The organism is Actinomycetota bacterium (genome assembly GCA_035759705.1).
GTDB lineage: Bacteria > Actinomycetota > CADDZG01 > JAHWKV01 > JAHWKV01 > JAJCYE01.
Genome location: DASTUJ010000200.1, coordinates 1 through 7876 on the forward strand (window position 1 = coordinate 1; position 7876 = coordinate 7876).

Genomic DNA, 7876 nt, shown 5'->3' on the forward strand with positions numbered 1-7876 from the left:
AACCTGCCCCCCAGCTTCGCCCTGGCGGCCGGCCGGGATGCGGCGCTGGCGCCCCTCCGCAAACCGAAGGGCGAGACCTTCGCCGACCTCCTGCTTGCCGGCCTCGGTCCGACGATGTGCGAACGCTTCTACTTCCCCTACGCCCGGAAGATGTGGGGCCTGGAGCCGGGGGAGATCGACGGTGAGCAGGCCCGGCGTCGGGTCAGCGGGAACGCCGCCGGCAAGCTTCTGCGCAAGCTGACCGGGTCGGGCAAGGCGGGCGGGATCTTCTACTACCCGAAGAAGGGGTTCGGGCAGCTGTGGGAGGAGTTGGCCTCGGCGGGAACACGGGCGGGCGCGGACATCCGGCGCGGGACGACCGTGGAACGGGTGGAGCGCCTCCCGGAAGGCTTTCGGGTGACTGCCGGCGGGGCATCGGTCGAATCCGGGCTGCTGTGGTCCACGATCCCGTTGCCGGTCCTGGCCCGGCTGTTCGACCCGGCGCCTCCCGGCGGGGTGCTGGACGCCGCCGCCCGGCTGCGGTCCCGGGCGATGGTCCTGGTCTACCTGGTGCTGCCGGTCGCGCAGTACACCGAGTTCGACGCTCACTACGTGCCGGACGGCGGGACCCCGATCACCCGAATCTCGGAGCCGAAGAACTACCGGTCCGGTGACGACCCGCCCGAACGGACGGTCCTGTGTGCGGAGATCCCCTGCGCGGCCGGCGATGCGATTTGGGGGACGGGCGATGCCGCCCTCGGCAGGATAGTTCAGGAGGCACTGGCGGCCATGGACCTGCCTGCGGTCGACCCGGTCGAGGTCTTCGTCAAACGGGTGCCGGCCGCCTACCCGGTTTACGACCTCGGGTACTCGGAGTCCTTCGAAACGCTGCTCGCCTGGGCGGGGTCGCTTCCGGGGCTACTGACCTTCGGCCGGCACGGTCTGTTCGCCCACAACAACTCGCATCATGCGCTGGACATGGGTTGGGCGGCGGCCGGGGCCCTCGGGTCGGACGGCTCGTTCGACGAAGAGGCCTGGGCGTCGTCCATGGCCGGCTTCGCCTCCCACGTCGTCGAGGACTGATTGATCTCCCGAAGCACCGCCGGGATCACCGCCTGTAGGTAGGGCAGAAGGCGGACAAAGGTTTTCCCCTCGGTGCGAAAGCGGTAGTTGATCGGCACCTCGGCGTAGCGGAAACCCTTGCCGAGCAGGTCGAGAGTCAGGACCTGGGCGTAGTTGTAGTCGTGGACCAGCTCTGCAGCCGCGGCCGCCCGGTGGGACAGCGCCCGGTAGCCGCTCTGGCCGTCCGAGATCCGCCTGCGGGCGATCACCGAAAGAACCAGGGACAGCAGCCGGTTGCCGAGGTTGCGGTGGGCTTTCATCCTCCGGCTGCCGCTCGAGAAGCGGGAGCCTGCAACGTAGTCCGCCTCGCCGGCCAGGATCGGCGCCACCAGGCGTTCCAGCTCCGCCGGGTCGTACTCTCCGTCGGCGTCGCAAAAGACGACGGCGGCCGCCTCCCGGGCGGCGCCCTCGGCCAGGCCCCGTCTTACTCCGGCCCCTAAGCCGTGCCGCTCGGTCAGCTCGACCACCCGGGCTCCGGCGAGCCGGGCGACCGTGGCGGTCCGGTCGGTCGACCCGTCGTTTATGACCACGCACTCCACCGGGCGGCCCTGGACCTGCTCCGGCATGCGGGCGACCACGCCGGCGACGTTGGCCTCCTCGTTGCGGGCCGGCAGGAAGAAGACGATGGGGGCACCATCCGGGGGCGGCCCGGCCGGTGGGAGCGACTGGATTCTGGGGAGACGGAACCGTCCGAAAAGCCCGGGAGCCGGGGTGACGAGCGCCACCGCTCCGGCGATCAACGAGTAGGCGGTCTTCAGGGCGTGGGCAGTCAGGGCTGCGGCCAGGGCCGGACCGGACCCAGCGCCGAGGAGGACCAGCATGCCCATCGCCGCAGCCTCGTAGGTCCCGAAGCCGCCTGGGGCCACCGCCAGGACCTGCGAGAAGATCGTCGCCGCCGTTACCAGCACTGCGTCGGTGGCGCTGATCGGGATGCCGGCCCAGTGCGCGGCCTGCCAGATCACAACCGACTCCAACAGCCACGCGGCCAGCGACCCCAGGGCGACAAACGACCCCGGCATCCGCAGGGCGCTGGTCTCCAGTCGGCGCAGCTTCTTCATCCACCAGAGCCCGCCGATCAGCACCGCAAGAAGGGTGAGCGCCAGAACCCCGAACGCACCGGCGAGCCGGGGGAGCGCCAGCCCGGGGCCCAGGACAACCAGAAGGCCGGCCAACGCCAGCGCATCGGCCGCCCGGAGGGTGAGCGAGGAGGCTGTCGCTTCCTTCAAAGCGAGCGAGGTGCGCTTGACGACGCTGGTGACCCGCAGGGCTTCGCCCAGCCGAAGGGGGAGGATGTGGTTTCCCGCGACCGCCAGGTGAATGGCGGAAAGGGCGTGGGCAAAGGTGACGCCCGGAACCACGTTGCGCCATACCAGGGCCCGCAAGGCGAAGGCGGTGAAGTAGACGCCCATGACGACGGCCACTGCGAGCGGGGCCCCTTTTACCGCTTCCCAGCTGGACTCCAGGGCCGCGGAGTCGAAGCTGGAGCGCATGAACCACGCGGATCCTGCAGTGAACGCAAGGCCGGCGGTCCAGGCCAGCCACATCGGGATGCGGAACCGGAACATCCTGGCGATCCGGGTGAAGATCACCGGTCGACTTTAGGTAGTCCTAACATGGCTGCGAAGCCTAGCCTAATGGAGGCGGGAGAGCGAGGCCCGGCCCGGCGGAATCTCCCCCGAATTGCGCGTTTACCCCGACCGGCCGGGGGTAGCTAAAAGTTCCACGACCCATTTCGGCAAAGGAGGAGCGTTATGGCGATGAACGAACCGACCGACCCTCAGATGACCGACGAGGGTAAAGAGCCGGGGCAGACTCCAATGGGCGCAGCCGGCGAAGCCGGTGAAGGCCAGGACACCCAGGGCACCAACGCCCAGCAGGACACCGGGGGCCAGGATATGGCGAACCCCCTCAAGCCCTAAGAAGTAGGGAAGCTCACGACGCCCGGAACCTGCGCTGAATGAAGGCCGGGTTCCGGATTCGGGGATCTGACGAGTCCAGACGTCCTACGGCCGGCGTCCCAGTCGCCTAACAGGCAGCAGGACGTCTGGGTCCCCCCGAGAAAACGATGAGGCCGGCGTCCTAGCGGGGAACCGGCAGGACCACCGGCACGTGGCCGTGCGCCAGCTGGACCCTGACCTGCGCTCCAGGTTCCACCTCGACCGTGTGGGGCAACAGGCATCGCAGGCGGCTGCCGGAGGGTAGTTGAACCTCGTACAGCAGAAATGCCCCCAGGAACTCGACCGAGGTGACCACCGACCCGCCGCCCGGGTCCTCGACGAACGTCACGTCGTGCGGCCGGACCATGATCTCCATCTCGGTCCCCGAGATGTCGTGCGGGCACTCGCAGGGCCCGGCCTCGGTGTGCAGGCTGCCGTTGCCCGAGTAGGTGGCGGGGAGGAAGTACGCCTCGCCCAGGCTCGACGCTACGAAGTGGCTCTGCGGCAGGTGGAACACCGTCTTAGGAGAACCGATCTGCTCGACCCGGCCTTTACCCATCACGGCCACCCGGTCTCCGACAGACATCGCCTCCTGCTGGTCGTGGGTGACAAAGAGTGCCGACGCCCTGGCCTTCCGCAGGATCTCGACCGTGTGCAGCCTGACCTGCGCCCGCAGGTTCGGGTCGAGGTTGGCGAAAGGCTCGTCGAGCAGCAGGACGGTCGGTTCCGGGGCGATCGCCCGCGCCAGGGCCACCCGCTGGCGCTCTCCGCCCGAGAGCTCGTGGGGGTACCGATCGGCGTGCGCCGGGAGCTCCACCAGGTCCAGGACCTCGGCCACCCGCTTTGCGATTGCGGACTTGGACCGGCGGCCCAGCCCGAACCCGATGTTGCCGGCGACGGTCAGGTGCGGGAACAGGGTGTTCTCCTGGAACACCAGGCCCACCGCCCGGTCCTCCGGGGGGACCCACCGGCCGGGGGAGGAGGCGCTCTTTCCGTTCAGCAGGACCTCGCCCGCATCGGGCTCCAGCAGGCCGGCGATCATCCGGAGCAGGGTCGACTTGCCGCACCCGCTCGGCCCGACGAGGGTAAGGAACTCGCCGTGACCCAGGCTGATGCTGACGTCGTCGACGGCGGTGGTGGAGCCGAACCGCTTGGAAACACCGCGCACTTCGACGGCGGGGGCGGCCGGGGGCGTGGAACGGTCGATGTGCGCTTCTTGCAAGGTCAGTCCCTCTCGCCTGCTGCTCATACCCGGACATCCTCAAAAATCGTCTTGCTGGTGGTGGGCAGCAGCACCTCGGCCTCGGAACCCCGCAGGCTCCGGGTAAGCAGCGCCACCGGCACCAGCGAGGCGGCGATAATCGTAAGCGATGGAAGCGCCGCCGACTCCCACCGGGACTCCGCAGCAAGCTGCCAGACCCATACCGGCAGGGTGTCGAAGCCGAACGGCCGGAGCAGAAGCACCATCGGAAGCTCCTTCAAGGCGTCGATGCCCACCAACAACAACGCTACCGCCACGCCGGTCTTTGTCAAAGGGAAGTGGATCTGCCGCATAACCCGGGCCGGGGTGGCCCCCAGGCTGCGAGCGGACAGCGTGAGCTCCTCCGGCACCTTCTGCAGGCTGGCGTCGATGCCGTTGACCCCGAGAGCCATGAAACGCACGACGTAGGCGTAGACCACGCCGGCCAGCGACCCGGTGACCAGCAGCCCCGGGATCTGGATCCCGACGGAGTTGAGCGCCCGGTCGACCCAGGCGAGGACCAGCAGGACCCCGATGGCGATGACCGGCCCCGGCAGCGCGTACCCGGTGGTCGCCAGCTGGGACATCGACCGGACGTAGCGGCCCCCGGCAAAGCGGCGGGCGTTGGTGACGCCGATGGCGACCAGGGCAACCAGCCCGGCCGCAGCGACCGCCAGCAGGGCGCTGTTGGAGAGGTAGGAGAAGAACCGGGAGTCGACTCCTCCGGTGCCCCGGACTGCTTGCCCGATCGCCCATGCGGCGAGTTGGGCAACCGGAGCGAAGAAGGCCAGCGTCAGCACCAGCAGGCAGGTTCCCGTCGCGGCCCAGGCGCGGGCGCCGTAGAGCTTCTTGGAGGGAAGCTGCCGGCTCCCGCCGCCCTGCTGGGTGTACCGGGCCTTGCCTCTCAGGGCCCGCTCCAGGACGAGCAGCCCGAGTGCGAACAGCAGGACCAGGGAGGCCAGCTCGCTGGCGGCGTCTCGGTCGAACATCCCCTTCCACACCCGGTAGACGCCCACGGATACGGTCTGGACGTTGAAGTAGATGACCGTGGCGAAGTCGGTGAGTGTCTCAAGCGTGACCAGGGTCAGCCCGGCGATCAACGACGGACGGGCCATCGGCAGGATGACCTTCCACGCGGCCTTCAGGTGGCTGTAACCCAGGCTGCGGGCGACCTCGTAGCTGGCGGTGGCCTGCTCCCGCATCGCGGCCCGGGCCAGCAGGTAGACGTAGGGGTAGAGGCAGAGCGAGAAAACCAGCGCCGCCCCCCACACCGACCGGATCTCGGGCACCCAGACGTCACGCCCGAAGACGGCCCGCAGCCCCCCCTGGATCGGGCCCGTGAATCCGAAGGTCGACATGAAGACGAAGCCCAGGATGTAGCCCGGCATGGCGAGGGGCAGCACCAGCATCCACGCGAGCGCCCTGCGACCGGGGAAGTCGTAACCGGAGACCAGCCAGGCCAGGCCGCCTCCGAGTACCAGAGTTCCCAGGATCACCAGACTTAGGAGCGCCAGGGTGGAGGTCAACATCTCAGGCAGACGGGTCTCCCACAGGTGGCGCCAGATCTCGACGCTCGGCGTCAGCAAGCTCCAGGCGATAACCGCCACCGGGGCCACCGCCAGAAGGGCGATGACGGTCACCCCGAGGGTCCAGCCCCGGCGACCCCGGCGCACCGGGGTTGGCAGGTGGATGCCCCTACTCGTAGCCGGCCTCGTCCATGGCTCGGATGGCGTCGGCGTTGCGCGACCCGTAGTCGGCGGCGCCGAGCGGGTCCCGCTTGAAGTCGTTGCCGAACTCCTTCAGCACCAGCTCGTCGGGCTCGACGTCCGGGTTGGCCGGGTACTCGTGGTTGGAGTTGGTGAAGTCGTCCTGTCCCTCGGTCGCCAGCCACTCGAGCAGCTGCTTCGCCAGGTCGGGGTTGTCGGCGTTCTTGGTGACCCCTGCGCCGGAGACGTTCACGTGCACCCCCCGGTCGCCCTGGTTGGCCCAGAATGCCTTGACGTTGAAGTCCGGGTCCTCGTCGAGCTGCTGCGCCAGGTAGTAGTGGTTGGTGATGCCTACGTCGCACCCGCCCTCGGCGACGGTCTCGAGGACGAGGACATCGCTGCCGAGGATCTCGGTTTCGTTGGCCACCCAGCTCCTGAGGATGTTCACCGCTCCGTCGTAGCCATGGTGGGCGATCAGGCTGGCGACCAGCGACTGCGTGTAGACGTTCGACGAGTCCCGCATGCAGACCCGGCCCTTCCACTCGGGATCGGCAAGGGCCTCGTAGGTGGAGAGCTCTTCGGGCTTGACCTCGTTGGGGTTGTAGACGATCGTGCGGGCCCGGACGCCCAGCCCGAACCACTGGTTGTCGGGGTCGCGGAGGCTCTCCGGGATGGCGTCGGTGAGAACCTCGGATTCCAGCGATTGGAAGACGCCCTCGTCGGCGGCCAGGAACAGGTTGCCGGCGTCGACGGTCATGTACACATCGGCCTGGGTATTCTCACCCTCGGCCTCGATTCGCTCCCGCAGCTCGGCGTCGCTGCCGAAAAGGAACTCGACGCTGATGCCGGTTTCTTCGGAGAACGTCTTGAAGGTCTCCTCCTCGCCGTAGTGGCGGCCGGAATACACCCGGACGGTCTCCTCCGAGCCCTTGTTGGTGCAGCCTGCCGAGGCGACCAGAGCCATGCTCACCAGTGCAGATCCAAGCCGCGCTTTGCCGATCAACATTCCTCCTTGCCGGGCGTTGGGCCCGAAGCCAGCCGGTGCGCAGCTAATTTCACCTACGCTTTGGTGATGCTCTCAACCCTGCGGCAGCACTCTTAGGTCTGCCTACATTTCGTGCTTAGGATAACCTGATGAACCGCCTAGGGAAAGCCCCGGAAATTTCAAAAGGCCTGCCTGCAGCACTGGTCCTGGTCTTTGTCCTGGCGGCCTTCGCGGCTGCCGTCGGCGCCCCGATTCGCTCCTCCTACGGGGCCCGGATCACCGCCGACGAGCCCGAGTACCTGCTTACTGCGATCAGCCTTGCCGAGGACCGGTCGCTGGACATCTCCGACGAGCTCGATGAGGAGCGCTACCGGGAATTTCACGAGGTGAAGATCAAACCCCAGGCCAAGGTGCTCGACCGCGGCCGGATGGTGAGCCCCCACGACCCCCTCCTTCCGGCCCTGTTGGTTCCCGGCGCCGCGGCGGGCGGGTGGCTGGGCGCCAAGCTCACGCTTTCCTTGTTCGCCGGGTTGCTTGCGGCTTTGATGTTGTGGACGGCGGTCCGTCGCTTTGCAGTTGCGGTCTGGCCGTCGGCGCTGGTGGTCGGCGTCCTGACCGCGTCGTCGCCCTTCGCGGTGTACGGCAGCCAGATCTACCCGGAGGTGCCGGCTGCCGTCGCCGTGACGGCCGGAATCGCCTGCATTACGGGGCCGCTGGGGAATCGGGGCCTCGCTGGGTTCGTCGTGAGCATCGTCGGGCTGGTGTGGCTGGGGACCAAGTTCATCCCGGTGGCGGCGGTCCTTGCGCTTCTGGCCCTGTGGCGCCTGCATCGTGCCGGCCGCCGGCGGGAGGTGATGGTGGTGACCGGGGTGTTCGCCCTGGCGGGCGCGGGGTACCTGTTCGGCCA

7 protein-coding genes are annotated in these 7876 nt (G+C 68.4%); 3 read left to right on the plus strand and 4 right to left on the minus strand.

Annotation, left to right across the window (positions count from 1 at the left end; translation table 11 throughout):
• On the plus strand, nucleotides 1–1062 hold a 1062-nt coding region (locus VFV09_14220; GenBank protein ID HEU4868865.1), incomplete at its 5' end, for an FAD-dependent oxidoreductase.
• On the opposite strand, the gene VFV09_14225 is transcribed toward VFV09_14220, so the two are convergent.
• On the minus strand, nucleotides 945–2690 hold the full coding sequence (locus tag VFV09_14225; GenBank protein HEU4868866.1) for a lysylphosphatidylglycerol synthase domain-containing protein: 1746 nt from the start codon (nucleotides 2688–2690) through the stop codon (nucleotides 945–947). The two genes, VFV09_14220 and VFV09_14225, sit on opposite strands and share 118 nt — an antisense overlap.
• A gap of 168 nt (nucleotides 2691–2858) precedes the next feature.
• On the opposite strand from VFV09_14225, the gene VFV09_14230 reads away from it, so the two are divergent.
• On the plus strand, nucleotides 2859–3020 hold the full coding sequence (locus VFV09_14230) for a hypothetical protein (protein ID HEU4868867.1): 162 nt from the start codon (nucleotides 2859–2861) through the stop codon (nucleotides 3018–3020).
• Nucleotides 3021–3180: 160 nt separating this feature from the next.
• Here VFV09_14230 and VFV09_14235 read toward each other — a convergent pair whose 3' ends face one another.
• Genes VFV09_14235 through VFV09_14245 form a run of 3 tightly spaced genes read right to left on the minus strand, consistent with a single transcriptional unit; the run spans nucleotide 3181 to nucleotide 6987 of the window.
• On the minus strand, nucleotides 3181–4287 hold the full coding sequence (locus VFV09_14235) for an ABC transporter ATP-binding protein (protein ID HEU4868868.1): 1107 nt from the start codon (nucleotides 4285–4287) through the stop codon (nucleotides 3181–3183).
• Complete coding sequence (locus tag VFV09_14240; GenBank protein ID HEU4868869.1) at nucleotides 4284–5918, minus strand: iron ABC transporter permease; 1635 nt, start codon at nucleotides 5916–5918, stop codon at nucleotides 4284–4286. The genes VFV09_14235 and VFV09_14240 overlap by 4 nt, the downstream gene beginning before the upstream one ends.
• A gap of 55 nt (nucleotides 5919–5973) precedes the next feature.
• A complete protein-coding gene (locus tag VFV09_14245) occupies nucleotides 5974–6987 on the minus strand; it encodes an extracellular solute-binding protein (GenBank protein ID HEU4868870.1) in 1014 nt (337 codons plus the stop codon).
• 131 nt (nucleotides 6988–7118) lie between these two features.
• Between VFV09_14245 and VFV09_14250 the strand changes: the two genes are divergently transcribed.
• Nucleotides 7119–7876, plus strand: a 758-nt coding sequence (locus VFV09_14250) for a hypothetical protein (protein ID HEU4868871.1), incomplete at its 3' end; no start/stop codon positions are given.

Excerpts from the sequence above, each read along its gene's own strand:
- VFV09_14235 (HEU4868868.1), bottom strand. The coding sequence starts at position 4,287 with ATGAGCAGCAGGCGAGAGGGACTGACCTTGCAAGAAGCGCACATCGAC.
- VFV09_14230 (HEU4868867.1), top strand. The coding sequence starts at position 2,859 with ATGAACGAACCGACCGACCCTCAGATGACCGACGAGGGTAAAGAGCCG.